This window comes from Sphingomonas sp. TX0543 (assembly GCF_048565505.1).
Classification (GTDB): Bacteria; Pseudomonadota; Alphaproteobacteria; order Sphingomonadales; family Sphingomonadaceae; genus Sphingomonas.
In genome coordinates, this window is record NZ_JBLZUS010000005.1 from 143235 (window position 1) to 170229 (window position 26995).

The following is a 26995-nucleotide window of genomic DNA, read 5'->3' on the forward strand; positions in this document are numbered from 1 at the left end:
TAGTTTAACGCTTTATTTTCAATTAGTTGGCTCCCGGTAAAATGCGTTTTACCGATGCCACGGGACACGAGATGCAACAGGATCACCGCGAAGACGGTCAAGTAGACCTCTTTCTCCCTCAGCTGACTGCGCTTCCTCTTCGGGATCAGCGCGAAACGATGGAGCGGCCCTTTTTCTCGCTGTCGAAGCGCAAGCGACTCAAGCCGATCGACTATGTCAGTCCGGATCGTAAGATCACCGTCCATGTCTCCGCTAATTCGGAATATGGTCTGGCGACTATCTACGACCTCGACATACTGATTTACTGCGCGTCAGTTTTGATCGAGCACAAGCGGCGAGGTGCCAACGACATCCCGCAGACGCTCCACGTCGTCCCATACGACATGCTGAAGACTCTGAAGCGCGAGGTTGGTGGACGCGCTTACGATCTTCTGGGCAATGCCCTCGACAGGCTCCAATCGACCACGGTGAAGACGAACATCCGCTCAGGAGATGCCGTCGAGACCACCTTCTCCTGGATCGACAGTCACAGCCAGCTTAAGGATCGGTCCGGAAACGTGCGGGGAATGAGAATTACCCTCGCGAAATGGTTCTACGACGGGGTGTTGATGGACGGCGGCGTGCTCGCCATCGATCCGGCTTATTTCTCGCTCACAGGCGGGCGCGAACGCTGGCTCTATCGGGTCGCGCGCAAACATGCGGGTGGGGCCGGAAGCGACGGTTTCGCCATCTCGATGCCAACGCTCTTCGAGAAATCCGGCGCGGAAGGCGATTATCGGCGCTTCAAGTTCGAGATGACCAAGATCGCTCGGGAGAACGATCTGCCAGGCTACTCCCTGGACATCGAACAGCGTGACGATGCCGAACCGCTGCTGCGCATGACCAGGCGCGATCGCGAGCCGTCCGAGGAGGGCAAGCCCTCCCCTGCCCTCGCCCAAGCCTCGCCTGCGGCCGTCAAGGAAAAGGCGCCCGAGGAACCGGCTATCTCCTTCCCCTCGAGCGGGCATATCTCGCATTCGGCATTCGGTGCGATCGCCCGCGCCAACCTGCCCAGCCCCCAACGCGACCACGGTCTCGTTGGAGACGATTTCCGGAACTTCCTCCGGCAGCGCGAGATAGCGTTCGACGCGAAGAACATCACACAGATATTCGCGACCTTTTGCGCGAAGCAGCGTCCGGTCAACTGATCGACGCCGTAGGCGCAATCCGCCAAAACGGTCTTTCAGGAACAGGGTCGAGAATGGCTCGCGCGCGCACGTCAACTTATCCGTGTGGACCGTTCCCGAAGTAACGAGCCGGGCCCCGGACCCGTCTGTATGGCGCCCCATCAAATGTGCGTGGGCTGCGAAGATCCAACCACGCGCGATCCTTTGCCAGCCTTCTTCTCGGATGAGCTTTGCCGGGCACAGCTGCGCCAGCGGGAGGATCGCCCGTTCCACCTCTCCAGGCAGCCGTCACGGTACTTAGAGAACGGCGCTTATAGGGTGGGATTTGTGATCAGATTGCCCGGATCTGATAGCTGAATCACTGACCGGCTGACGCCGGTAGGATCAAGCGGTGGGGCTGAAGCCGTCCTTGTGGGTATGTCGGTCGAGGTAACGCATGATGATGTCATCGGTGATGTTGCCGGATGTGGTCGAGAAGTAGCCGCGCTGCCAGAAGCGTTGGCCCCAATATCGTTTGCGGATGTGCTCGAATTCCTGTTGGATCTTGCGGGATGAGCGCCCCTTGGCCCGGCGCACGAAGTCGCTGACCGAGACGTGCGGCGGGATTTCGACGAACATGTGTACGTGGTCCTTCGACAGCGCGCCGTTGATGATCTTCACGCCCATCTCGGCACAGACCTGACGGATGATCTCGCGCACCCGTAGCCGAACATCGCCGATCAGCACCTTGTACCGATACTTCGGCGCCCAAACGAGATGGTAGCGATGATGGAATGTGGTGTGACAACCGGACCGATACGCCATAGCCTGTAACCTCGGGAAAAGCGGAAGCTTCACGCCTTCGGCGGCTTCCGCTTTTCCCGAGGTTACAGGCTAGCACGCGAGTCTGTGGCTGAAGCCAGTATCCGACTGAAGTCGGAGGGGTTCCTCCTTGCTAGAGGACTCTAAAGGTCAAACTGTCGACGCTCCAAAGAGGCTGGGGAGGGGAGGGGGAGTCATCCTCGCTGCTTCGATGCCGTTCCTGAAATACCGTGAATGCTTCGACTGCAAACGCCTCCGGGAGCGCTAGACATCCACAATCGGCGCCCATCGCCTGGCCAAGCCCCGTTCTCAATGTACCGTCGAGATCACTGGCCGGCTCCCGAGAAACCTCGAAACTTCGCGGTCCAGGCAGCCGAGCGGGATGCGCTCAAGGCAACAAAACGTCGAGATCATCGCCGTTTTAGGTCAGTTCCGCAGGGTCCCGTTCCTAAAAGACCGTCAATGATTCGCCCAAGGACTCGGGAGGGCCGCGGAAATGCCGCTCGACTCCTCCGAACACAGGGCGGCCTCGCCTGACGCCTATAGTTCGACAACGAGCGCTGCCGGGTGTAACATGCCTGAAAGGCACGGAAAACAGCCACTTTGCGGACGAGTAAAACGCGTTTTACTCCCTTGGAGACGTCCTGTGGCCCGCGCCGTGCCCACGGTATTTCAGGAACGGGGCACGGTACATGAGGAACCGAATCACGGTTCAATGGGAACGCCCCGCAGGGTATTTCAGGAACGGCCAAACGGTATAATGGGAACGGCGCTGAACTCCCGACTCGCGCTGAATCGGCGAGTCGCGAAAGATCCATCCACAGCTTAACTTTTTATCCTATTCTCTAAAGAGATTAACCCGCCTGCGGCGCTCCCTTCTTTTGAAGAATTGATTGGGAAGAAGGGGAAGGGACGATCGCCGCGCACTAAGCACGTCGTCCACCCAAAAAGCTCCGTCGCGTGCGTCGCCTCACACACCCGACCGCAGATCGACGTCGATTATCGCGGCGCCTAGACTCCTTGCAAGCCAGCCATCGCGGAGCACCTCACTACGCTCAGGTCGCCGAGGGCACCGTGACAGGAGCCATTTTCCAAGACCCGAACGAAGTCCGACCTGCACTGAGCGCCGCCAGCAGCCCGCACAGCGTGTTTCCGCTCTCGGCTATCCCCACGGCAAGCAAAGCGCCCAGAAGGCCGCTGTGGGGCCTTCCTGCCAAGCCTGATCACGAGAAGCATGCCGTTGTGGGTCAGAGAACCCGTGGACTGGACATTGCAGCTACCGCCTTCAACTATCGATAGACGATAGCCGCCGACTGCAGAGCTCGTGTTTCACCACTGGGACAAGGGGAACGAGACCGCGCTCGCCGGCAAATCAGTTCTTGCTGCATCCAGCGCTATGAATTGCGAACAGGGGAGGGGAGGCAGCTACCCCTTTGGTGAAAGGTTTGCCGGCGCACCTCGGTAGAGAGGCCCCGGCCAGCCGACGACATTCCAATCGTTCGACAGAAGGATGCTCCGGTTGATAGACCGGTTCATCAGACCGGGCGGCAAGCGAAAGATCCTCCTACGGACTGTCGTTCACAAACTCTCGGCGCGATGCTGGAGAAGCTTGTCGATGTTCTCCATCTCGCGATCGAAGGCATCGAAGACCTCCGACAGCTCGCGGCTCGCTGGCGGGGGAGGGACCACGTTGCGCGGCCGTCCACGCTTGGGCGCTGCAAAGCCAAACTCGATGGCAAGGTCCGTGCTCAGGAACACGCGCCAGGTCCGCCGCTGGGTGATCTCCACGAGCAAGCCGCAGTCGACGGCACGGCCCAGCAGTTTGCTCGCGCCGGCAACGCTCATGCTGAGCAGCTCCGCCAGCGACTGAGGCGAGAGCAGTGGCCGGTGATGGAGGAGGGCCGCGAGCCCCGGGAGGTGGCCAGGTCGATATTCCGCGACGATCGCATGCTGGGCCGCGCGATGGAGCTTTTCCAGCTCGTGCAACCGTGCGAGGTTTGCGGTGGCGCTTGCCTCAAGGCTGCGCATGGCCGCATACCAGTCCTCGTCTCCGACAGTTCGCTTCAGCCTAAACGCCTTCACGCCGCCCACGAGGCAGGGCAGGGGAGTGGTCACCATCCCCTTGTCGCGCAGAGCGAAGGGCAGCGAGAGCCAGGGCAGGGCGGTGCTGTCGAGACGCGCATGCTGGCGGACCCGATCGAGCGCGCGGATCAGCGGCGAATGGTCCGCGGCTATCTCGATCTCGCCGATCGCGGTCGGGAGCGCGTCGCGCCAGGCGAGGGGGTCGGGATCGCGCAGCGCCGCTTCCCAGGCGGGAAAGCGATCGAACAGGTCGAGGTTGGTCGACCGCAGCGGCCGGCCGGGGATTTGCAGCCCGCAGCCCCAGGAAAATACGTCAATTTCGTCGATCTCGGCCGATTGCAGTTGCAGGGCCCGGGTGTAGCCACTCCAGGCGGCGCGGCGTGCCCAGGCCGATGCCACCGAACTAACGCAAAACCGGGCATCGAGACGCGTAATGGCGGCCGTGCAGGAGGCGATCGCGGAGACCATCTTCGCGCTGTAGGCGGGGCCGTAGCGGCTGTTCGAGAGAGGCGCGTCCACGCCGTCTTTTAACCCAGAGCTGCTCTCAGTCAAATTGGCTCGTATGCGTAGTCGTGATAATGGGAGATTATCACGACCCTATTATTATGAGAAGGACCGGGCTATGTCTCGCCGTCATGGCGAAAACGGCCCTCACCCGCAGGCAAAGCACGCCGCCCGCCGGCGCCGACGACGTCGTGGGCGAGGTCCGCGCGCTGGCTATCGACAAGGCGGCGGTCGATCCGCAGGTCATCGCGGCCGCGGCGCGGGCCTGGTCGCCGAACACGATCCGCGCGTTCCTTTCCGACATGAAGCTCTGGGATGCTTGGTGCCGGCGCACCCGAGTGCGGGCAGGGGAGGCGACCGCCGAGACCGTCGCGGCCTATGTCCGCGCGCTGTCGGGTCAGGATCATGATGAGGCGACGCGGGCGACGCCGCAGAGGGCGGCCGCGACGATCGCGCGCTATCTCGTCAATATCGGCTGGGCCTATCGCATGGCGGGGCTGGACGATCCGACCGCAGCCCCGCTCGTGCAGCTCGAGCACAAGGCGGCGCGCAAGCTTCTCGGCACCCGCCAGACGCAGGCGCGGGGTATCCGCTACAAGGGCGATGTCAGCGATCTCGACGCGCCGGCGAGCGGCGTGAGCCTCGCGGTCCTCCTCAAGGCCACGCGCCGCGATCTCCTGGGCGCGCGCGATCGCGCGCTACTGCAGGTCAACTATGATACCGGCTGCCGGCGCTCCGAACTCGCGGCGATGCGTATCGAGCATATCGACGGGCCCGACGTCGACGGGGCAGGGGTGGTCGAGATCGGCCGCAGCAAGACCGATCAGGAAGGGCAGGGGGCTCTCGCCTATCTCTCGCCCGCGACCATGCGCGCGATCGCTGAATGGTGCGACAAGGCCGGGATTGCGCGCGGGGCCCTGTTCCGGCGCGTCGAAACCTGGTTCGATGGCTCGATCCGCGGTGTGGGAGAGGAGGCGCTCAACCCCGGCACGATCACGCTCATCTACAAGCGGTTGATCCGCCAGGCATTCGACAAGAAACTGCTGGGGGCGATGAGCGAGGCCGAGCTCGAGCGCTGGGTCGCGGCCGTGTCGAGCCATTCGATCCGGGTTGGCGTGGCGCAAGACAATTTTGCGGCAGGAGAGAGCCTGCCCGCCATCATGCAGGCCTATCGCTGGCGCGATCCCAAGACGGTCATGCGCTATGGCGCGAAGCTGGCGGCCAAGAGCGGAGCGAGTGCGCGTCTCGCGAAGCGTTTCGGCGGTGAATGACAGGTTTTAGCTGTCCGCGTTTGGACAGTCGCAAACCGATGACCTGGCGCGGTTGGGCAGTGAGCGACACCGACATGCCTCAACGACCGAAGAAGCGAGCTCGCCGTCGGGCCGGCCCTAGCGCGCACCGATGGGGGCGAAGCCGCCGACCGGCGGGAACGCCTGTGCGCACTGCGGCGTTCTTCTCGTCAGCGCGAGCATGCGTGACTGAACCTCTCCGGCTCGAAACCAAATCCCAAAGTGGAGGGCGGCATGGCCCGCATGTCGAGCGATTTCTTCGTCCAGCGCCTCAAGGATTGGGGCGTGAGCCGAATCTACGGCTATTCTGGCGATGGCATCAATGGCGTGCTGGGGGCGCTCCAGCGCGCCGAGAAGGAAGGCTCGGGCATCGAGTTCATCCAGGTCCGCCACGAGGAGATGGCGGCCTTCATGGCGACGGCGCATGCGAAATTCACCGGCGAGCTCGGCGTCTGCCTGTCGACCGGCGGTCCGGGCGCGACCCACCTGATCACCGGGCTCTATGACGCCAAGCTCGACCATGTCCCGGTCCTCGCGATCGCGGGCCAGGCCGAGAGCACCGTGCGCGGTGCAAGCTATCAGCAGGAGCTCAATCTCGACCGACTGTTTGCCGACGTCGCCGCCTATGTGCAGGAGGCGAGCGCGCCGGCGCAGGTCCGCCATGTGACCGATCGCGCGATCCGGATCGCGGTCGCGGGCAACGCGGTCTCAACCATCGTGCTGCCCAAGGACATACAGGATACGAAATATGAGGAGCCGGGCCAGGCGCACGGCTTCACCCGCTCGGGCACCGGCTATGCACATCCGATCGTCGTCCCGCAGCCCGCCGATCTCGCGCGCGCGGCGGAGGTACTGAATGCAGGCGCCAAGGTCGCTATCCTGATTGGGGCGGGAGCCCGCGGCGCGTCGGCCGTGGTGACCGAGGTCGCCGACCTGCTTGGCGCCGGCGTCGCCAAAGCGTTGCTCGGCAAGGATGTCCTGCCTGACGATCTGCCGTTCGTGACCGGGGCGATCGGCTTGCTCGGGACCAAGCCATCGTCCGACCTCATGCGCGAGTGCGACACGCTTCTGCTGATCGGCACGGGCTTTCCCTGGGCCGAGTTCCTGCCGAAAGACGGGCAGGCGAGGGCCGTGCAGGTCGACATCGACGCATCGATGCTGGGGCTGCGCTACCCCGTCGAGGTCAACCTGCATGGAGATGCGGCCGAAACGCTGAAAGCGCTGATCCCGCTGCTCCAGCGCAAGGATGATCGCAGTTGGCGCGAAGGCATCGAGAAGGCGACTGCGCAGTGGTGGCAGACGCTCGAGGAACGCGCCATGGCGGAAGCAAAGCCCGTCAATCCCCAGCGCGTGGTCTGGGAAATGTCGCCGCGTCTGCCCGCCGACGCGATCGTCACCTCGGATTCGGGCTCATGCGCCAACTGGTACGCGCGCGACTATCGCGTGAAGGTCGGGCAGCGTGCCTCTCTCTCGGGCGGTTTAGCCTCTATGGGCGCTGCGGTTCCCTATGCGATCGCGGCCAAGTTTGCTTATCCTGATCGGCCCGTCGTGGCGCTGGTCGGCGACGGCGCAATGCAGATGAACAATCTGGCCGAACTCATCACCGTCCAGAAATATTGGAAGCAGTGGCGCGATCCGCGCTTCATCGTCTGCGTCTTCAACAACGGCGATCTCAACGAGGTCACGTGGGAACAGCGGGTGATGGAAGGCAATCCGCGTTTCCCGACGACGCAGGATATTCCGGACGTCCCCTACGCGCGCTTCGCGGAATTGCTGGGGCTTGGCGGCATCTACGTCGATGATCCATCCGCGCTTGGGCCGGCGTGGGAAGTTGCGCTCTCCGCCAATCGCCCGACGCTCATCGAGGTGAAGACCGATCCCGAGGTCGTGCCGTTTCCACCGCAACTGACGCTCGAGCAGGCCAAGGGTCTGATGAGTTCGATGGTGATGGGAGACAAGGGCCTGGGCACGATGATCGCCGACACGGCGCGCCAGCTCCTGGTAACTAATGCGCGATTCAGCGGTTAATGGACCGTCAGCATCTTGCTGCTAGGTGGTCGGCATGCCCCAAGCGACACTTCAGGCCTGGCTTTCACTCTATGCCGCGGTCGGCGTCATGGTGGCGCTGTGCGCTGTCCTCGCGATGATAAAGACCGCCTACGATTATCGTCTGGGAACTAGGAAACTCCCAACTGCGACCGTCCTCGATAAGGTACTCGTTGCACCCCGGTTGTGGATACGTTGGCAGATCAACTATCTGCTCGGCGCGCCGGCGATCCTCGGAATTGCGATCTATTACGCGCACTACCTCGGGTTCGATACTCTTGTAGATGTGTAAGCGAGTAACTGGACCCCCCTGCCCCGGAATTCCTGTCGACCCACTGCCAAACCGGCGGTCTGAATCGATGCTGTCCTGAACGATCCGGTGCTCCACCCTCGAGTGATCGCTGCGACATAGTCCATCGTCTCGCGAAACGGCGGAATACGGCGCATCGATCGAACGCGTCCTGGACCTGCATTGTACGCGGCCAAGGCTAGATCGACCCGCTTGAACTCATCCAGATGCGCGCGGAGGTATCTGGCCCCTCCCCTCAGGTTCGACAACGGATCTCTCGAATTGAAAACCCCAAGTCCACGCGCTGTACCGGGCATCAATTGGGTAAGGCCAACGGCGCCCTTCGGTGATACGATCAATGGGTCATAGCGGCTTTCCTGGGCCACCAGTGCATCGAAAAGCCCGACTGGCACACCAGCTTCGCACGCCACGGCCTGGATCAAGGGGTAATATTGAGCCCGCCGAGCTTCGAGCCAGCCTGGAAAATCGCCGCGTGGACGGTAGGGTGTGATTGAGCAAGCCTGTGGGGTGTAGAGATAACTTGCCATATCGGACATCGCTGCCCGGCCAGCTCCCCCCGAAACCTGGCCAGTCTGCATCCAAAGGGGCACCGATATATGCGACGTGCTTATTGCCTCCTCTTGGGGTTCCATTACGGGGCTGCCGAATGATCTGAAGTCATTGCCTAAAACGGCTTCCATGCTTGGTACTGGCGGCGTTCCGTCTGTTGGCATACCCCGCATTCTCGGGCCCACATCGATGACGGCTTCAACTGCCTGCCCATCAAATGTCATTACCTCGGCCTGCTTAGCTGCCGATGTTTGCGCCCATAGCAGTGCCATAACACTACCCACTACGCATAAGCTCGAGTTCGATCGCGTGTTCATCGATCATTGAACATCATGTTTCGATCAACCGCACAACGTGGAAAAAAATTCCACTATCTCCCAGTGCTTGATCCAGACTAGGTCAGGCAAACCCCCGTGGGTAGCAGCTAGCTCACAGATATCTGCTGGTTGGGTATCAGCTAGCTATCACATAGGTAGCGGTTGCCAAACTGCTAGAGAGCGGCTAGCTATCCAGTCGTTCGAACTATCACAGGATCGGTCATGGCTGCTGTCGTAGCATTCGTCTCACAAAAAGGCGGTGTAGGAAAAAGCACCTTGGCAAGAGCCCTTGCTCGCGAGGCGGCGGCAGGCGAACTGCGGGTTAAAATCGCCGATCTCGATACTCAACAGGGCACTTCGGTCGATTGGCACCGAGCACGCCTTGGCATCTCCATCGAGCCGATTGTGTCGGTTGAGGCATTCAAAACCGCGTCTCAGGCCCTGGCCGCTGCAGACGGCTTCGATCTGCTTATCATCGACGGCCCCGCTCGGACCAGCAAAGCTACACTTGAAATTGCACGGTCATCGTCACTCGTGGTTCAACCCACCGGCGCATCCTTGGACGATCTCAGGCCTGCCGTCCGCGAATACCATGCCCTTGTTAAGGAGGGTATCCCGACTGGACGGCTCGTTTTTGCGCTCAACCGCATTGGAACTTCGGCTGAAGAAAATGACGCGCGGGCGTATTTGACCGAAGCGGGGTATAATGTCCTCGACGGTTCGATCGTGGAACGACCAGCATACCGGCAAGCGCAGAACCAAGGCCTGTCAATTACCGAAACCAAATTCTCCGGCCTTAACCAGCGTGCTGATACTCTGATCCAATCCCTAATCGACAAAGTAGCGGGGTGAATGATGGCCGATATCTCGAAGCTAAAGAAGGCTACTCGTTTGGGTTCACCCCCACCAATCAGTGAGGCGAGCCAGAATTTGGATGCACCCGAAGTAGCCCCCGCCCCTCCGGCTGCACCGCTGATAACCGCAACCCGCATTGATGCCCGCAGTTCGCGCAAGACTAACCGCACTCAACAATTTGCGACTAGGGTCACACCCGAATGGGACAATCGAATCCGCGAAATAGCTCAACGTGAGGGTCTGCTTCTTACAGAAGTGCTCGAGAAGGCACTCGACGCTTATGAGAAACTGCTAGCTCAAAGGTAGCTAGCCGCTAGATACCAGCCATCTCAACGCTAGATAGCGGAGGTCTAACTGCTAACACGGGGATCTTCCGCTAGCTGCTAGCCAGCAGCTACTGAGTCACCTAGGAAGAGAGAGAAGGGGGTCAGAGGCAGCGAGAAAGGATCGGTCATGCCCCTCGTTGCGCTAAAACCCACCCAGACCATCGTGGACATCGTCGGCGCCCTCGGCGGCACCTGGCACGGCTACAACGCCATGTGCCGTTGCCCGGCCCACGCCGACAGCGATCCCAGCCTCTCGATCCGGCAGGGCCATGACGGCATCCTCGTTCACTGCTTCGCCGGCTGCACCGCCGAGGACGTGCTCCGCGAGATCGCGCGCATCAGACCCGGACGCACCTACGACCCACCCGCTGAACAGCGCACCGGCAGACCCGCCAACATCGAACGGCTGTGGAACGAGGGGTTGCCGATCGCCGGAACGCCCGCGGAAGCCTATCTCCGCTTTCGCGGCATCACCGGCGCCTTCGACGACCTGAGCTACCACCCGCGCTGTCCGTGGGGACCGAAACCGCATACCCGGTTCCTCCCGGCGCTGCTGATCGCGGCGCGGGAGGGGCGCACGCTGCGCTCGATTCAGCGCATCTTCCTCGACCTCGCGCATGGCGGCTATCTCGACAAGGCGACGCTCGGCACGCCGGGAGGTGCGACCTGGCAGGGCATGCGCGTCACCGACACATTGGCGCTTGGTGAGGGGTTCGAGACCTCGGCCGCCTTCACCCAGATCCACGGCATCCCGTGCTGGGCGACGCTCGGCGCGGCGCGGCTCGACCGTGTCCACATCCCCGATAGCGTCACCACGCTGATCTTCGCCGAGGACAATGACTTCGAGGGCCGACGCGCACGACGCAAGGCGTGGGCCGCCTATCGGCCGCGCGGGCTGACGCTGAAGCGGATACCGCCACCCTCACGTTATGGCGACTGGGCCGACGTCGTGAAACCCGGAGCCTGAGAGGGAAGGGGGGTCGGGGTCGTGAGCTGCACGAGCAGCCACAGACCCGGAGACCCCCATGACCGACCTGTTCGACCCTGCGCCCGCGCGCGCCGACCATGCCACCGCTGCCGCCCGCCTGCTGCTCCCCGCGATCGCCGGCGACGCGAAGATCACCCGAGCGATGCTCAACGACGCGATGATCCGCGCCTATGGCGGCACCGACGCCGATGGTCACTGGACCCAGCGCGAGAGCTTCGAGGTGCTGGAGCATGCGACCGCGCTGGCGGTATGCGCAGCAGGCACCACGCCGGCGGTCGACGCCGCGATCGGGCTTATGGCGCGCCTTCCTACCCAGACCGTGCGCAGCGAGGAGCAGATCGACTGGCAGCAATTCTCGACCCCGCTCGATCTCGCCACGATCACGGTCATGCTCGCGAACGCACGCGCGGATGACATCGTACTCGAACCGAGCGCCGGCAACGGTCTCCTGGTAGCGGGCCTCCCGCCGATCGCGGCGCTCCAGCTCAACGAGATCGATCCCGCGCGCCGCGAGCGGCTGTCGGCCACCTTCCCGAAAGCCAGCGTTACCGGCCACGACGGCGCGCAGATCGCCAGCGTCATGGCATCCGCGGAGCGCCCCAGCCTCATCCTGATGAACCCGCCCTTCTCGCGCTCGCTCGGCCGCGGTGCCGACGCGCTCGCTGCGGTCCGCCACCTGCAGGCGGCGATCAAGCGTGTGCGGCCTGGCGGGCGCGTCGTCGCGATCATGCCCGACTGGTTCTTCAACTCCGCGCGCATGGGCACGATCTGGTCGACGACGCTGGCGAGCGTCGCGCTGCGCACCTCGATCCGGCTGACCCATGCCTATGGCAAGCACGGCACCGGAGTCGCGGTGCGACTCTATGTCATCGACAAGACGGTGGGTGATACCACGACGGTCACGCTCCAGCGCGGCGCCGTAAGCGACCTGGTCGAGGCGCTGGTCATCCCGCCCCGGCAGGATCTGATCCCGGAGGCCGCCACTCCGGCGCCGGTCAAGCGGGGCGGGGGGCTGTCCCTCCTGCGCAGCGTGAGATCGAAGCCCGCTGCCACCCCGCGCATCTTCCGCGCTCTCGCCAGGAACGAGGTTCTCCCGGTCGGCTACCAGGTACTCGAGACGCCGGCGCCACTCGCCGAGCAGTCCGGCGTCTATCTGCCCTATCGGCCGAGCCGTATCGTGTTCGACGCTGCCGGCGAGCATCCGACCGCGCTGGTGGAATCGATCGCGATGGGCTCGATCCCCGCGCCGATCCCCGTCCATGTTCCGTCGCTGCCCGAACGCACCGTCACCGAACGCCTCCTGTCCTCCTCGCAGCTCGAGACCGTCGTTTACGCCGGCCATGCCTGGACCCAGTATATCCCGGGCCTGAGCAAGCCAGACAAGGAGGGCGTGGGGCTGGTGCTCTCCGACGACGGACGCGCGTACCGCAAGGGCTATTTCCTGGGCGACGGCACCGGGGCAGGGAAGGGGCGGCAGGTCGCGGCCGTCATCCTCGACAACTGGCTGGCGGGTCGTCGCAAGAACATCTGGATCAGCAAGAACGAGGCGCTCCATGCCGACGCGATCCGCGACTGGACCGCGCTCGGCGGTCTCGCGGCCGATGTGCAGCCGCTCTCGCGCTGGAAGATCGACGAGTCCGTCACGATGGACGAGGGCGTCCTGTTCGTGACCTATCCGACGCTGCGCTCCAACCGCGGCGACGCCACCCGGCTCGATCAAATCATCGCCTGGGCCGGTGCCGACTTCGACGGCGTCATCGCGTTCGACGAGGCGCATGAGATGGGCGGCGTCGCGGGTGGCGAAGGGTCGATGGGCACCAAGAAGGGCTCGCAGCAGGGCATCGCCGGCGTTCTCCTGCAGAACCACCTGCCCGACGCCCGCGTGCTCTACGCCTCGGCGACCGGCGCGTCGGAGGTGAACAACCTCGCCTATGCCGTGCGGCTCGGCCTGTGGGGGCCGGAGACCGCCTTCGCCAACCGCGAGGCGTTCATCACCCAGATCCGGCAGGGCGGGATCGCGGCGATGGAACTGGTCGCGCGCGATCTCAAGGCGACCGGCCTCTACACCGCGCGCGCGCTGAGCTTCGCCGGGGTCGAATATGACATCCTCCGCCACGAGCTGACGCCTGAACAGATCGCGGTGTACGACACCTATGCCGATGCCTGGGCGATCATCCATCGCGGCCTTGAAAAGGCGCTCGAACTCACCGGCGTCGTCGACGGCAACGAGGGCAAGACGCTCGACTCGGGCGCGAAGGCCGCGGCGCGCTCGCGGTTCGAAAGCTGCAAGCAGCGGTTCTTCGGGGCGCTCCTCCTGTCAGCGAAGCTCCCGACCGTCATCGCGGCGATCGAACAGCATCTGGCGGCCGATCAGTCGGTCGTGCTGCAGCTGGTCAGCACCGCCGAGGCGATCCTCGACCGCCGCCTGGGCGAACTGTCGCCCGACGAGCGCGCCGACCTCGACATCGATCTCTCCCCGCGCGAGTATGTCTAATGTTGAGCTCAACATTACACATATTCTTTGCAGTCGCAGTTTATGTCGAGCGTGGCAGCAGGAGGCGCAGGTTTCCTTCGGTTTTCCATGATTTCACTCCAGATAATTACGGTTCCCTCGACCTGAACAAGTCGAAGGAACCACCATGAGAACAAGATCATCAGAGCTGTTTTGTCCGGCACAGCTCCGGATCGAAGATCCGCCCAGCTCGGATGCCCTATTCAACGCCTTCCTCTCCTCTCTGTGGGTCAAGGAGGAAGCGGCCTGTTCGATCCTGTACAGTGCAGCGATCCGTCATTTCCTGCATTGGCTGGATATGCATGCCATCCCGGTCAGTACGCTCGACGATCAAGTCGTCCGACGGTTCGAGAAGCACCGTTGTCGGTGCCACGGATACTCGGCTCAGCAAGCCGCCTATAAGACTGATCAGGCTGCGCGGGTCCGGCGCTTTGTCCGGTTCCTCGAAGATCAAGGGTACATCGAAGTCGACGATGGGATCGACGATCTCCCCCGTCACCTCACCGACTACTCCGATGCAATCGACAGCCTGCAACTCGCCCCTGGAGTGGCACAGGGCTACCGGTCGGAAGCCGAGCATATTGTGGCTTGGCTTCGCATCAAGCGGCAGTCGTGGGCCGATATCGACGACACGATCATCGACCAGTACGGCGCGCATGATTGTCGATGTCCGGTCTGGCGCAAGCGGGGCAAACTCGTCGCCTCGGGCGCGAAGCGGCGGCGGCGTGGTGCTCGGCACTTCGTCGAGTTCTTGCGCGGCCGGGGTGTCATCCCTTCAGTCGAACCGGTGTCGGATGACGACCCGCACATGGCGGCATATCTGGCATGGCTCAAGCAACACCGCGGCGCGACCGACGAGACGATCCGGCGCTACCGGACCGATATCAGGCGACTCATGCCTATCCTCGGCGAGCCTTCACAATGGGATGCAGCCGTCCTCAGGCGGGCGTTTCAACAACGAAGCAAGGAGACGCCAGGTTCGGCATCACTGCTCGTCACGATAATGAGGAGCTATATTCGGTTCCTGGTCGTGCAGGGTGTTTGCCGTCCAGCTTTGTTGCACGCGATCCCATCAGTGCAACGCTACCGTCTTTCGACGCTGCCCCGGCACGTCAACCCGGCAACGATCGAGCAGATCATCGGCGCATGTCCGACTGATCGCCCGGTGGAAGTTCGGGACAAGGCCATCATTCTCCTGCTCGCCCGGCTTGGCCTGCGTGCCGGTGATATTCGGGATATGCACCTCGACGATATCGACTGGCGCTCGGGCCACCTGACGGTCAAGGGCAAGACGCGTCGGCCCGATCGCCTGCCATTGCCTCAAGACGTCGGTGACGCGATCCTGGACTACATTGCCAAGGCACGCCCCAAGACCGCCGATCCGCATCTGTTCGTGCGCGCGCAAGCCCCATTCCGTTCTTTCCGCTCATCGGCGGAGATCGCTGGCATCGTTGCACGCACGCATGAGCGCGGCGGGATCGAAGGCGTGCCGACCGGATCGCACATTTTCCGGCATTCGCTTGCCACCAACTTGCTGCGCGCGGGCGCAGGACTGGAGTCCGTTGGAACGATCCTGCGCCACAGCTCGCCCGAGACCACCGCCATCTACGCCAAGGTCGACCTGCCGATGCTCATGAAGATCGCGCAGCCATGGCCGGGAGAACCGTCATGCTGAACATGCACATTGCCAGATACGTCTCGCTGTATCGCAGTTTGGGGCGGAAGTTCTCGGAGCAGGAACGACTGCTGCGCCAATACGCGGCTTTCGCCGGACGCTTCGGTGACCGGCACACCCGAGTGCAGCGCATCTACGACTGGTGCCACACGGCAAGCTCGCAGAACGTGGCTCGCCATAGGTACGACGCTGCTCGTAACTTCAGCCTTTTCGCTAACGCCGAGGATCCAGACCACGAAGTCCCGCCTGTCGGCGTTTTCGGACGCGGCAAGCGGCCACGCCCGACTCCGATCATCATCGAACCGGACCAGGTGCGGGCGATCATGACGGCGGCGTTGGACGTTTCGCCCCAAGGCACGATCAGCCCGTACACCTACCATTACCTGTTCGGTCTGCTGGCGACGACAGGACTTCGGATTTCCGAGGCTCTCGCGCTACAGTGCGACGATCTGGTCGAGGATGGGCTGGTTGTCCGCAACGGCAAGTTCGGCAAGCAGCGGCTGATCACCTTGCAGCCATCGACGCGCAAAGCACTCGAAGCCTACATTGCGATCCGCGCGAAGCATCCGGCCAAGTGTAATGACCTGTTCGTCACGATCCGGGGGCGAGCGCCGCACAAGGTGCGCGCCCACGTCGTGTTCGTCAGGTTGGCCCGGCTTCTCGGATATCGTGGGGCAACCGGTACGGCAGGCATGCGACTCCACGATCTGCGGCATACTTTCGCTGTCCGCTCGCTTGAGTCCTGCCCGCGTGACAGGGAAGCCATTGCCCACCACATGGCCGGTCTCAGTGTCTACCTGGGGCACGCGTCGATCGCCAACACGTACTGGTATCTCGAAGCCACGCCGGTGCTGCTTCGCGACATTGCGGCTGCAAGCGAGCAACTTTTTCAAGGAGAAGCGGCATGACGGCGCTTGCTCCCCATCTCTCGGCATATCTGCGGGAACATCTGCCGCGCGAACGCGCCGTCAGCCCGCACACGGTGAAGACCTATGCCAACTGCTTCGTCCTCCTCGTCCAGTTCGCTGCCGATCGGCTGAAGCGCCGACCGACCGATCTCGAGATTGAGGATCTCGGCACAGACATGATCATGGCCTTCCTCGATCATGTCGAGATCGGCCGCGGCAGCTGCGTGCGGACCCGCAATGGCAGGCTCGCCGCGATCCGATCCTTCTTCCGATACATCGAGTACCGGATTCCAGCCTGCCTCGATCAGGCACTCCGTGTCAGAGCAATCCCGACCAAGAAGACAGACAAGGCGCTGATCGATTATCTCGACCGGGCCGAGATCAAGGCTTTGCTCGATACACCCGATCCCCGGACACGCCTCGGCACCCGTGATCGCGCGATGCTGCATCTTACCTATGCTGGCGGACTGAGGGTGTCGGAACTCGTAACGCTGCAACTGGGCGATTTCCCGGACCGCTCCCTGTCCACCATGCACATCATGGGCAAAGGGCGACGTGAACGGGTCCTGCCGCTGTGGAAGGAGACCCAGATCGCATTGCGCGCATGGCTTGCGATCCGGCCTCAAGTTGAGGTCACCGAGATATTCCTAAATGCCAACGGGCAGCCGATGACCCGCGACGGATTTGCGTTCCGATTGGCCGAGCACGTCAAGACGGCAGCGACGAAGCAGCCGTCGATCCTTGAGAAGCGCGTCACACCCCACGTGCTTCGTCATTCTTGCGCGATGCACACGCTCGCGGCGACGGGGGACATTCGCAAGGTCGCATTATGGCTCGGCCACGCCAGTATCCAGAGCACCGAGACCTACTTGCGCGCCGATCCCGAAGAGAAGCTTCAGATTCTCGCTGCCCACGGTGCCCCTGCGATCAAGCCGGGGCGCTTCAAGCCGCCATCCGACGCTCTGATCACCATGCTTACCGACGTTCGAAGACGGGCCTGACCCGTCCCCGGACATTCTCCTGACCCACATATTATCTGGAGTGAAATCATGGAAAACCGAAGGAAACCTGCGCCTCCTGCTGCCACGCTCGACATAAACTGCGACTGCAAAGAAGCCGTGATCGACTATCTGACGCGGGCATTCCCGGTCCAGCAGATGACCTTCTTCCGCGATGACACCGGCGAGGTGCGCTCGCGACCGCTGTTCGACGAGAGCGGCCACCCGGTCACCAACCCCGAAGCCGAAGCCGAGCGCGACAATCTGGTCGAGCAGCTTTGCGCGCTGCCGCCGATCGCGGCCGTGCTCGATGCCATCATCACCCGGTTCGGCACCGAGATGGTCGCCGAGGTGACGGGGCGCACCAAGCGCCTCATCACGGTGAGCGGGGGAGGGCAGAAGCTCGAATCGCGCTCGGCCCGCGCCACGCAGGCCGATTCCGCCGCCTTCATGGAAGGCACCAAGCGCATCCTGGTCTTCTCCGACGCCGGCGGGACCGGGCGGTCTTATCATGCCAGCCTCGATGCGAAGAACCAGCAGCAACGCGCGCATCTGCTCCTGGAGCCGGGCTGGAGGGCCGATCGCGCGATCCAGGGCCTGGGACGTACCCACCGCACGCATCAGGCCTGCTCGCCCCTGTTCCGGCCCGTCACGACCGACTGCAAGGGCGAACTCAGGTTCACCTCGACCATCGCGCGGCGTCTAGACAGCCTCGGCGCTCTGACGCGCGGCCAGCGCCAGACCGGGGGGCAGAATCTGTTCGACCCGGCCGATAATCTCGAAAGCGACTACGCCAAGGCGGCGCTCATCAGCTGGTATCACCTGCTCGTCGCGGGGAAGCTGACCAGCACCAACCTCACCGATTTCCAGCATCGCACCGGCCTGGAACTGCTCGATACCGACGGCGTGTTGAAGGAGGATCTCCCGCCCATCCAGCGCTGGCTCAACCGGTTGCTGGCGCTGCCGATCGGGCTCCAGAACTGCATCTTTGACGAATTCCTGGCGCTGGTCGAGGCACGGGTCGCGGCCGCGCGCGAGGCGGGGACACTCGATGTCGGCGTCGAGACGATGACGGTCGAGACCGCGACCGTGCTCGACGATACGATCCTGCGCACCGACCCGGTCAGCAAGGCGACCTCGCACCTGCTGACGATCGAGGTGACCCGGCGCCGCAACCCCATGTCGCTCGAGCGCGTGCTGCGCATCGCCGATACCGACCAGACCGCCGTGTTCGTGCGCAACGGCAAGTCGGGCAAGGTCGCGCTGCGCACCAACGCGCGCTCCTGGCTGACCGAGGACGGGGTGGCGGTGTCGCGCATCGAACTGATGCGTCCGACCCGGCACGAATATCTCGCACTCGACGATCTCTACGAGACGGCCTGGGAGGAATGCAGCCGCGCACGGTTCGAGGCGGAATGGTCGGCCGAGGTCGACGAGATCCGCGGCAAGCTCGACGTCGAGACGATCCGGCTCGCGACCGGCCTTCTGCTGCCGATCTGGTCGGCGCTGCCGAGCGACCATCTCGTGGTCAACCGCGTGGTCGATGCCGAGGGTCGCTCCTGGCTCGGGCGCATGGTGTTCCCGGGCGACGTGCCGGCGCTGTTCTCGAAGATGGGCCTCGACAGCAACGACGTGCTCAGCCCGGCCGAGGTCGCGCGCGCCGCGATGGAGGGCGGGACGGTCACGATCCGGCGACCGTTCGTGTGCGAGGTGAAGCGCGTACGCGTCAACGCCAAGCCGCGCATCGAGATCAGCGGCGCACCGGCCGACCAGCTCGCGTGGCTCAAGTCGATCGGCTGCTTCACAGAGATCATCGCCTACAAGACGCGCGTCTTCATCCCCGTCGAGACGGCCGATGCGGTTCTCGCAAAGCTGATGGCCTGACCGGCACGATAACAGCCAGCTAGCAGCAAGGTAGCCGCTTGTCGGCGAGCCCCAGTCGCCCTCCCGCCCAAGCGGGAAACGAGAGGGGAGAAGGAGCGGGGAGGGTGTCCGGGTCGGGGGAAACACCCGTGCACCGGACACTTTCCCGCTCATGGAGACGATAGATGACCCAGACCGTCAAACTCGCGAAGCTGAAGCGTTCCGAGAAGAACGTGCGCACCACCCCGCCCAAGAATATCGAGGCGATGGCCGCCAGCATCCGCGCTCGCGGCATCATGCAGAACCTGCTGGTGACCGCCGCCCGCCCGAAGGGCATGTTCGAGATAATCGCCGGCGATCGCCGCTATCTCGGTGCGATGATGCTGGCCGAAGCCGGCGAGATCGTTGCCGCCGACTATGACGTGCCGGTCAAGATCATCACCGGCGACGAGGCGGACCTGCGCGAGGTGTCGCTGACCGAGAATTTCCAGCGCGAGCAGATGACCGTCGCCGAGGAATGCGTCGCGTTCCAGCACTTCCTCAAGACCGACGGTGACGTCGACGCGGTCGCCAAACGGTTTGGCCAGACCCGCCGCTTCATCGAGGGACGGCTGCGCCTCGCCGATCTTGCCGAACCGATCTTCGAAGCCCTGGCCGCGGGCAAGATCTCCTACGAGATGGCCAAGGCCTACGGCTCGACGGCCGACAAGGCCAAGCAGGAGCGCGTGTTCGAGCAGTATGGTCACTCGTCCTACGTCAACGCCGACCAGATCCGTCGCGCGATCGCCAACGACACGATGAAGGCGACGGATCCGATCGCGATCCTGGTCGGTGCCGATGCCTATGTCGCCGCGGGCGGCCGCATCGAGCGCGAACTGTTCAGCGAGGACGGTGACCGCTGGACCGACCCGGAACTCGCGCAGACGCTCGCTGCCTCGCTGATGGAGGCCGAGGCCAAGCGGCTCGGCGAGGAACTGGGCGTCGCATGGGTGCGCCCCGTCGCCACGACCAGCCTCTACGGCATCACGTCCGACCTCCACCGCGTGACGCTGCCGGCAGCGCCGCTGACGGACGAGGAACAGACGCGCTGCGACAAGATCGAGGAGCGCGTGCAGGTCATCGAGAGCGATATGGAGGACGAGGGTATCGATGACGACACCTATGCCGCGCTCGATGCGGAATCGGATCGGCTGCGCGAGGAATATCAGGCGATCCACGACAAGGCGCCCGAGCTGACCGACGAGGTCAAGGGCCAGGTCGGCGTCTTCCTGACGCTCGGCCGCGACGGCAAGATGACGCTCGACACGACCTATTACAGCGAAACGCCGATCCGCCTGCCCGGGGACGATCGGCCGCTGCCGTCGTCGCCGTCGTCGCGTCGCACCGCCGACCTGCCGCCCGAGGCGGTCGCTCCTGGCGGCAAGCCGCTCAGCGCGCGGCTCCATGACGAACTGGCGGTCCAGCGCCGCGACATCCTCGCCGCCTCGATCCTCGGCGATCCGGGGCTCGCGCTCGACTATATGCTGTTCTGCCTCGCCGACCCCAGCCACGGCTACGGCCGCTACGGGACGACGGTTCGGGCAGGGCGTCCGCAGGACCCGCAGATGCCCAAGGATCAGCCCGCCACGCAGGCGCAGGTCGCGATCGCCGAAGCCCGCGAGGGTCTCGACACGTCGTGGACGGAAGGGTCGAACCCGGTCGAGCGGTTCGAGGCGTTCCGCGCGCTCAGCGACGACGCCAAGGCGGCCTGGCTCGCGGTCGTGGTGGCGACCTCGCTCGAGGCCAAGCCCGATTACAGCTCGGTCACCACCAACCCGCTCCATGCGCGGCTCGCCTCGATCCTCGAGATCGAACCCGCCAAATGGTGGCGCCCTACCTCGGCGAACTTCTTCGACCGCGTGTCGAAGGGTACGCTGCTGGCGCTGCTCACCAACGTCGGGGGCGCGCCGCTCGCGGCCCGCTACATGGCCTCGAAGAAGGGCGAGATCTCGACCAGCTGCGAGAAGCTGTTCGCCGGCGAAGCGATCACCGAGGCGGAGACCAAGGACGCGGCGCTGGCCTGGGTGCCCGACGCGATGCGGTTCGATCTCGTGTCGGTCGCCGGTGCCGACGAGGCAATCGACGACGAGCCCGGCGATGAGGGCTTCGACGACGACGACTACGGCGACACCGATGATCTCGGTGCCGACGATGCCGGGATCGACAGCGACGAGGCGCTGATCGCGGCCGAATAGCCCCCCGATACCCCCGGCCCGTTCGTCTCCCGGGCACACCTTGGCGGCTGTCCCTCACCGGGGCGGCCGCCTTCTTTTTACCCGCGGACCGTCACGCGTGGCCCGCGCATCGAGGGAGCTTTCCCATGACCTTTCACCGCAAATCGACTGCGCCACGCCGCGATGTCGCGGCCGAGATCACCAACCTCATAATCGCCAAGCTTGAAGCCGGCGTCCTGCCCTGGTCGCGCCCCTGGGGACTGACCGGGGCAGGGGGGCGACCGCTGCGGCATTGCGGCACGCCCTACACCGGCATCAACGCGCTCTATCTCTGGGCGATCGGCGACGCCCAGGGGTTCTCTGGCCGCAACTGGATGACCTACCGACAGGCGACCGAGTTGGGCGGACAGGTACGGCGCGGCGAGCATGGCGCGCACAGCGTCTATTATTCAACCTTCTCGAAAACCGAGGCGGACCGCGTCACCGGCGAGGCGGCGACGAAGAATATCCGGTTCCTGCGCTCGTACACGGTGTTCAACGTCGATCAGATCGACGGTGCGCTGTGAAAGCGTGAGTAATGGAGTATCTCGAATGAGATTAGGATAGCTGGAAATGTCCTATGCCTACCAGTCTTACTCTGGCCTGCAAGGGCTTGATCCTCGAAAGGGGCAGGGAAACATAGCATGGCTGGAAAAGGCCGGAAGTCGCGAAACCATTGTAGCGGCGGACGGTCAAGGCAAGACTTGTATGGTCAAAGCTACACTGCCTGAACCCAAATCCCGAGCGGTATATCTGGTGCCAGCCACGCAGCAATGGTTGAGGCGTGGTTCCGAGTGCTTAAAGGCGCTGGTCTTTCCTTCGAGGACCGGCGCATCCAGCCTACTCGGCGCAGCCCTGTATGGGGACAAAGGGATGAACTGGGGGCCTAACCAAGTCGGAACTCCCTACACACGTCATCACAGGATGGCCTGTAGCAGGCGGACTTTGGTCCGTCCTGTATGGCCACGGAGCCGGAGTAGTACTCAAACGCCCGGGGTAACGCCCGGGACAGGCGCACCTTCGGGAGCGCACGACCGGCGGTATAAGGGTCGAGGTGACTCGCCCGAAAGCCCAACCGGCCGGGGGAAGTCCGGCAGCTTACGTCGCTCCACCAACGAAGGAAGGGACTAGCTGATGCTGTCACATACCGTCCTGAAGCGGATGGAGCAGTTGCCAAAGTTGTCTATCGCGGGGAAGCGGGTCAACGGGCTGTTCAACCTCATGAAGTGCGATCTCCTTTGGGAGCAAGCATATGAGCGGATCGCCCGTAATCAGGGTTCGCTGACGTCCGGCGTCGATGGTGAGACTTTCGACGGCTTTTCGCCTGAGAGACTTCACCGGCTGATGTCGCAAGTGTTTAGCGGCTCCTACCGCCCGTTACCCGTGCGCCGGGTCTATATTCCCAAGGTCAACGGTAAATTGCGTCCTCTTGGTATCCCAACGGTCAACGACCGGTTGGTGCAGGAGGTGGTCAGAAGCATCCTTGAAAGGATTTATGAGCCTGTGTTTTCCGAACACAGCCATGGATTTAGACCGGGGCGTTCCTGTCACACCGCACTGGACGCCGTTCGCGGCGTCTGGACCGGCGTCAAATGGTTGGTTGAGGTCGATGTGGTCGGGTTCTTCGACAATATCGACCATGACGTGCTGCTCAAGCTGCTCGCAAAACGGATCGATGATGAAAGATTCATCGGCCTCGTTCGTGGCATGCTAAAGGCGGGCTATCTCGAAGACTGGCAGGTGCGTGAATCTTTCAGTGGCACGCCACAGGGCGGTATCGTCTCTCCCTTGCTGGCCAATGTCTATCTTCACGAACTCGATGAGTTCATGGAGGAATATAGGCAACGGTTCGACAAGGGCGGTCAACGGTCCGTCCCGGCGGAATACTGGCGGCTCAGCGCGAACATGCAGTACCGTTGGAAGAAAATTCGTCGGCTGCGCGCTGAAGGCAAGGCTGATGATCCCGCTGTTGATCAAGCACTCCGCGAGATCGAGCAGATCGGGGAGAGGCGAGCATCGCTTCGTGCGCGTGATCCGTTCGACTTGAATTTTCGCAGGCTGCGTTTCGTCCGCTACGCTGATGATTTTCTTATTGGGGTCATCGGTTCAAAGGACGAAGCGCGTGAGGTCATGGCGACGGTCAGGGCTTTCCTGTCCAATAAACTGTGTCTCGAAGCCTCGGAGGAAAAGAGTCGGATTGCGAAAGCGTCGGATGGGGTGAGGTTTCTCGGCTACGACGTTCATACACATACCCAGCGTCGAACCGGGAAAGTTGTGAGGGATGGCCGTGTATTCAGGCCGCGTATGCCCTCCGATATCATGCAATTAAGCGTACCTTGGGACAAGGTCGCACAGTTTTGCGCCACGAAGGAGTATGGCAACTGGTCGGCTTTTGTCAGCCAGCACCGCCCACGGCTTCTTCATTGCAGTGACGTCGAAATCGTGATGGCCTATAATGCGGAGCTACGAGGATTTGCTAATTACTACGCACTAGCATGGGACGTCAAGAAGAAGCTCAACAAGCTGACCCACATATGGCGGGCTAGTTTGGGGCGGACGCTAGCCAACAAGCATAAGTGTTCGGTGATGCAGGTCTTCAATAGGCTTCGGTGTGGAACCGATTATCAGGTCAGCTACATGGTCAGGGGAGAGACCAAGACGGCCAAATTGTGGAAGTCGACCGAGTTGACGGTTGGAGAAATCCGCTACGGAACGATCGACATCGTTCCCGCCACAGCAATGTGGAGCCTCAACCGTACCGAGTTTGTCGAACGTCTCAACGCCAATCAGTGCGAGCTGTGCGGTGCCGAGGATAAGGCATGTGAGGTGCATCACGTCCACAAGATGGCTGATATGAAGGTCGCGCCTTTGGGTCGGAAAATGATCTCGGCACGGACGCGCAAGCGTATCGTGCTGTGCAAACCCTGCCACGTGGACCTCCATGCGGGCAGGCTACCAGATAGGCGACAATTGCAACTCTGACGTAGGTGGAGAGCCGGATGCGCTGAAAGGTGCAAGTCCGGTTCGGAGGGGGGCCGAGGGACGTTCTCAACGAGACGCCACCCGGCCTACCCTACGTCTCCCGGCGTATTATTATCCGGTGCCCGCACCGCCCGAACCGCGCATCGAGAGCCGGCACCGCGCCGCGATCGATGCCTTCTTCGGAGGCCTGCCGGCGACCGTGCGGCATGGCGGCGATCAGGCATTCTATTCGCCGATCGGCGACTATATCCAGCTACCGCAGCGCGGCGCGTTTCGCTCGGACGATCATTACGCCAGCACGCTCGCGCACGAATATGTCCATTATTCGGGCGCGCCGCAGCGCCTCAACCGCGAGTTCGGCAAGAAGTTCGGCGACAACGCCTATGCGTTCGAGGAGCTGGTCGCCTGCATCGGCCAGTGTCTGGTGTGCGCCGACCTCAATCTGCCCGGCGAGCTGCACGACAATCACGCCAGCTACGTCGACCATTGGCTGAAAATCCTGAAGGGCGATTCGAGCGCGATCATCAAGGCCGCGGCGAAAGCCGAGCAGGCGGTGACCTGGCTCCACAACGCCGCCGTGGGTGGCGCGGCCGAGGTCGACCAACCCGAAGCCCTCGCGGCATGACCCGGAGATCTCACCATGCACATCGAGTTGCGCAAGCTGAAGGTGGTCGACGCTTTGTCCGAGGAAACGACTTGCTACTCGGCCGAGATCTGGATCGATGGGCAGCGCGCCTTCCTCGCGTCGAACCGCGGGCATGGCGCCGCGGACGATTACCATGCCGTCGGCAGCGTCACCGAACAGGCGGTCGATGCCTGGCTCGCCGCCAACCGTCCCGTCTCGCGGCTCGGCGACAGCGTCATGCCGCACTGCCTCGAGTTCGAGGTGGCGGCGCTTATCACCCGGATCGAGGAAGCGAAGCGGCTGCGCCGGCAATGCCGGACGAAGCTGGTGACGATCGAGGGCGACCAGGTGTTCTGCTATCCGCTGAAGGGCAGGGCAGCGCCAACGGTGTTCGCCAACGTCCAGCGGCGCACGCCGACGGCCCGAATGGTCAATGGGGACGATTCCGCGATCGACGAGGCGGTCACGCTGATGATCGCGCAGTCCGAAGGGGACATGGCATGATCCTCGATCTGATGGCGCTGCTGACGCCGGCGCCGCTCGATCCACTGTGGGAGGCCGAGAAATCGGGCTGGCGGTGCTTCGTGATGGGCAATACCGGCTGCTGCCATCGACGCGGCAGCCGACTCGAAGCAGCATGGCAACGCGGGTTCGACGCCGCATGTCGGTCGGGCGATGCCGGACGGCTTATGCTATAGCCAGACCGTATTACCACCCGAGGGCGCTGATGCGATGCGGAGCTTCGACCCGACAACCGGCCTTTCGCGGTCGACACGCAATCTCCTTCTTCTGGCGATCGTGCTGGCCGTCATTCACCATGCCGACCATGTGCTGCGCGTGGATCACAGCGGATGGCCGTTCCGCGCGATGGTGACACCGTTCACCTTCAGCCTCATCGCCTATCCCGTCCTGCTGTTCGCGCTGCTCGGCCGAGCGTCGCTGTTCTGGCTGCGCTTCGCCCTGCTCGCCATCGGCGCCGCCCTGACGGTCTTCGCGCACGCGACGCTGGAGAGCCCACGGATGCAATATGCGATGTGGGCCTATAATCGCAGCCTTGAACCGCAATTCTGGGACGTGCGCAATCTCTGCGGCATCCAGTCGGGTACGATGGGCGTCATCGCCGTGATCGTGTCGATGGCGCTCAATGTGACGCTGGTTGCCACCTGCGTTTCGATGCTCAGGGATGGCCTGGGTCGGCATCGCGGGCACACGGACTGATCCTGACCGTACTCCAGGCAAGAAGGAAAGAGGGACGGGATGGGCTGAGCGCATAGGGCGCTCAGGGAGCCCATCGATGCCATACGACGTCGCCTTCCGCCACCAGCAGGCGCTCGACCCGAGCGCGCTGGTCACGATCGGAGCGAGCCTCCACGCCATTACCCGCGCGATCGATGACTGCCGCAACGCCGGGATCGCCTTCGAAACCGATCCCGCGGTCATCCTGCTCGCCCGTCACCTCGCGAGCGTTACCGCGCCGCAGTCCGAGGACGCGCTGCTCAAGCGGCGCTGCATGGACCGCATCGCCGAGTTGCGACAGCACCCGGCATTGCTGACACTCGCGGTGCGGGGCGTCGCGCACGACGCGGCCGCCAAGGATCGCTTCCACAGCGACGGACGCAAGGCGCTGCGCCGGCTCGCCGACACGCTGGGACTCGACCCCGCGCACTATGACCTGCGCTCGAACCGCAGCCACGCGTCGCGATCGGGCGAGATCACCCTACACGGCGAGGAGCTGTGGATGCAGCTATCGCTCCACGGCACCATGGCCGATCGCGAGGTCATCTACCGCCGCGTCAGCGGCCGTCACGACCACCTCGGGGAGCGCGACTGCTACGCCTCGATCCGCGACCTGCTCGCACCCGAGCGGTTCGCCGTGCGGCTGCGCAAGGAATTGCGGCTCACAGCGCCGGTCGCCGAGCCGGTCAGCCTGTTCGGCTGATCGATCAC

The 26995-nt window shown here is 63.3% G+C and carries 21 protein-coding genes and 1 pseudogene; 19 read left to right on the forward strand and 3 right to left on the reverse strand.

The window, feature by feature from the left end:
- The first annotated feature begins 71 nt into the window (after positions 1–71).
- Positions 72–1187, forward strand: a complete 1116-nt coding sequence (locus tag ACM61V_RS22205) for a replication initiator protein A (protein WP_029623214.1) — start codon at positions 72–74, stop codon at positions 1185–1187.
- Between the two features lie 363 nt (positions 1188–1550).
- Here ACM61V_RS22205 and tnpA read toward each other — a convergent pair whose 3' ends face one another.
- Both tnpA and ACM61V_RS22215 read right to left on the reverse strand, forming a co-directional pair.
- Positions 1551–1970 carry an IS200/IS605 family transposase gene (gene tnpA, locus ACM61V_RS22210; protein WP_010408862.1) on the reverse strand — a complete coding sequence of 140 codons (420 nt, stop codon included), beginning with the start codon at positions 1968–1970 and terminating at the stop codon, positions 1551–1553.
- A 1575-nt stretch (positions 1971–3545) separates the two neighbouring features.
- Positions 3546–4601: a hypothetical protein gene (locus ACM61V_RS22215; RefSeq protein ID WP_325065499.1), complete on the reverse strand. Its 1056-nt coding sequence runs from the start codon at positions 4599–4601 to the stop codon at positions 3546–3548.
- Between the two features lie 83 nt (positions 4602–4684).
- Between ACM61V_RS22215 and ACM61V_RS22220 the strand changes: the two genes are divergently transcribed.
- The 3 genes from ACM61V_RS22220 (at position 4685) to ACM61V_RS22230 (ending at position 8180) form a co-directional block, all read left to right on the forward strand.
- Entirely contained in the window at positions 4685–5824 is a 1140-nt protein-coding gene (locus ACM61V_RS22220) for a tyrosine-type recombinase/integrase (RefSeq protein ID WP_010408866.1), read from the forward strand.
- A gap of 252 nt (positions 5825–6076) precedes the next feature.
- Positions 6077–7870 (forward strand): thiamine pyrophosphate-requiring protein, encoded by a 1794-nt coding sequence (locus ACM61V_RS22225; protein ID WP_419714751.1) that lies wholly within the window; start codon positions 6077–6079, stop codon positions 7868–7870.
- A 34-nt stretch (positions 7871–7904) separates the two neighbouring features.
- Positions 7905–8180 carry a hypothetical protein gene (locus ACM61V_RS22230; protein WP_010408871.1) on the forward strand — a complete coding sequence of 92 codons (276 nt, stop codon included), beginning with the start codon at positions 7905–7907 and terminating at the stop codon, positions 8178–8180.
- On the opposite strand, the gene ACM61V_RS22235 is transcribed toward ACM61V_RS22230, so the two are convergent.
- Positions 8147–9064, reverse strand: a complete 918-nt coding sequence (locus ACM61V_RS22235; RefSeq protein WP_171007652.1) for a lytic transglycosylase domain-containing protein — start codon at positions 9062–9064, stop codon at positions 8147–8149. The genes ACM61V_RS22230 and ACM61V_RS22235 overlap by 34 nt on opposite strands.
- A 222-nt stretch (positions 9065–9286) precedes the next feature.
- Between ACM61V_RS22235 and ACM61V_RS22240 the strand changes: the two genes are divergently transcribed.
- From ACM61V_RS22240 to ACM61V_RS22310, 15 genes and pseudogenes are all read left to right on the forward strand, one after another.
- Positions 9287–9916, forward strand: coding sequence for a ParA family protein (locus tag ACM61V_RS22240; RefSeq protein WP_029623217.1), 630 nt, complete (start codon positions 9287–9289; stop codon positions 9914–9916).
- 456 nt (positions 9917–10372) lie between these two features.
- Complete coding sequence (locus tag ACM61V_RS22245) at positions 10373–11212, forward strand: DUF7146 domain-containing protein (RefSeq protein WP_037447391.1); 840 nt, start codon at positions 10373–10375, stop codon at positions 11210–11212.
- A gap of 58 nt (positions 11213–11270) precedes the next feature.
- Entirely contained in the window at positions 11271–13727 is a 2457-nt protein-coding gene (locus ACM61V_RS22250) for a strawberry notch-like NTP hydrolase domain-containing protein (RefSeq protein ID WP_419714752.1), read from the forward strand.
- Positions 13728–13872: 145 nt separating this feature from the next.
- Positions 13873–15420: a tyrosine-type recombinase/integrase gene (locus ACM61V_RS22255; protein WP_020819179.1), complete on the forward strand. Its 1548-nt coding sequence runs from the start codon at positions 13873–13875 to the stop codon at positions 15418–15420.
- A complete protein-coding gene (locus tag ACM61V_RS22260) occupies positions 15414–16328 on the forward strand; it encodes a tyrosine-type recombinase/integrase (RefSeq protein WP_031286240.1) in 915 nt (304 codons plus the stop codon). Before ACM61V_RS22255 ends, ACM61V_RS22260 begins: the two co-directional genes overlap by 7 nt.
- Entirely contained in the window at positions 16325–17329 is a 1005-nt protein-coding gene (locus ACM61V_RS22265; RefSeq protein ID WP_021240061.1) for a tyrosine-type recombinase/integrase, read from the forward strand. Before ACM61V_RS22260 ends, ACM61V_RS22265 begins: the two co-directional genes overlap by 4 nt.
- 156 nt (positions 17330–17485) lie before the next feature.
- The gene (locus ACM61V_RS22270; protein ID WP_050811008.1) at positions 17486–19210 is read left to right on the forward strand and encodes a strawberry notch C-terminal domain-containing protein; all 1725 of its coding nucleotides are present in this window, start codon (positions 17486–17488) and stop codon (positions 19208–19210) included.
- Positions 19211–19374: 164 nt separating this feature from the next.
- A complete protein-coding gene (locus ACM61V_RS22275; RefSeq protein WP_037447387.1) occupies positions 19375–21423 on the forward strand; it encodes a ParB/RepB/Spo0J family partition protein in 2049 nt (682 codons plus the stop codon).
- 125 nt (positions 21424–21548) lie between these two features.
- Positions 21549–21959: pseudogene (locus tag ACM61V_RS22280) on the forward strand (ArdC-like ssDNA-binding domain-containing protein); the annotation flags it as partial.
- 616 nt (positions 21960–22575) lie between these two features.
- Positions 22576–24423 (forward strand): group II intron reverse transcriptase/maturase, encoded by a 1848-nt coding sequence (ltrA, locus tag ACM61V_RS22285; protein ID WP_061780321.1) that lies wholly within the window; start codon positions 22576–22578, stop codon positions 24421–24423.
- Between the two features lie 118 nt (positions 24424–24541).
- Entirely contained in the window at positions 24542–25048 is a 507-nt protein-coding gene (locus tag ACM61V_RS22290; protein ID WP_419714753.1) for a zincin-like metallopeptidase domain-containing protein, read from the forward strand.
- A gap of 15 nt (positions 25049–25063) precedes the next feature.
- The gene (locus tag ACM61V_RS22295) at positions 25064–25552 is read left to right on the forward strand and encodes a hypothetical protein (protein WP_037447383.1); all 489 of its coding nucleotides are present in this window, start codon (positions 25064–25066) and stop codon (positions 25550–25552) included.
- Positions 25549–25746, forward strand: a complete 198-nt coding sequence (locus tag ACM61V_RS22300) for a hypothetical protein (protein ID WP_037447380.1) — start codon at positions 25549–25551, stop codon at positions 25744–25746. The genes ACM61V_RS22295 and ACM61V_RS22300 overlap by 4 nt, the downstream gene beginning before the upstream one ends.
- A 34-nt stretch (positions 25747–25780) precedes the next feature.
- Complete coding sequence (locus ACM61V_RS22305) at positions 25781–26266, forward strand: hypothetical protein (RefSeq protein WP_037447366.1); 486 nt, start codon at positions 25781–25783, stop codon at positions 26264–26266.
- Between the two features lie 76 nt (positions 26267–26342).
- Positions 26343–26987 carry a hypothetical protein gene (locus tag ACM61V_RS22310; protein ID WP_037447363.1) on the forward strand — a complete coding sequence of 215 codons (645 nt, stop codon included), beginning with the start codon at positions 26343–26345 and terminating at the stop codon, positions 26985–26987.
- The last annotated feature ends 8 nt before the right edge of the window (positions 26988–26995 follow it).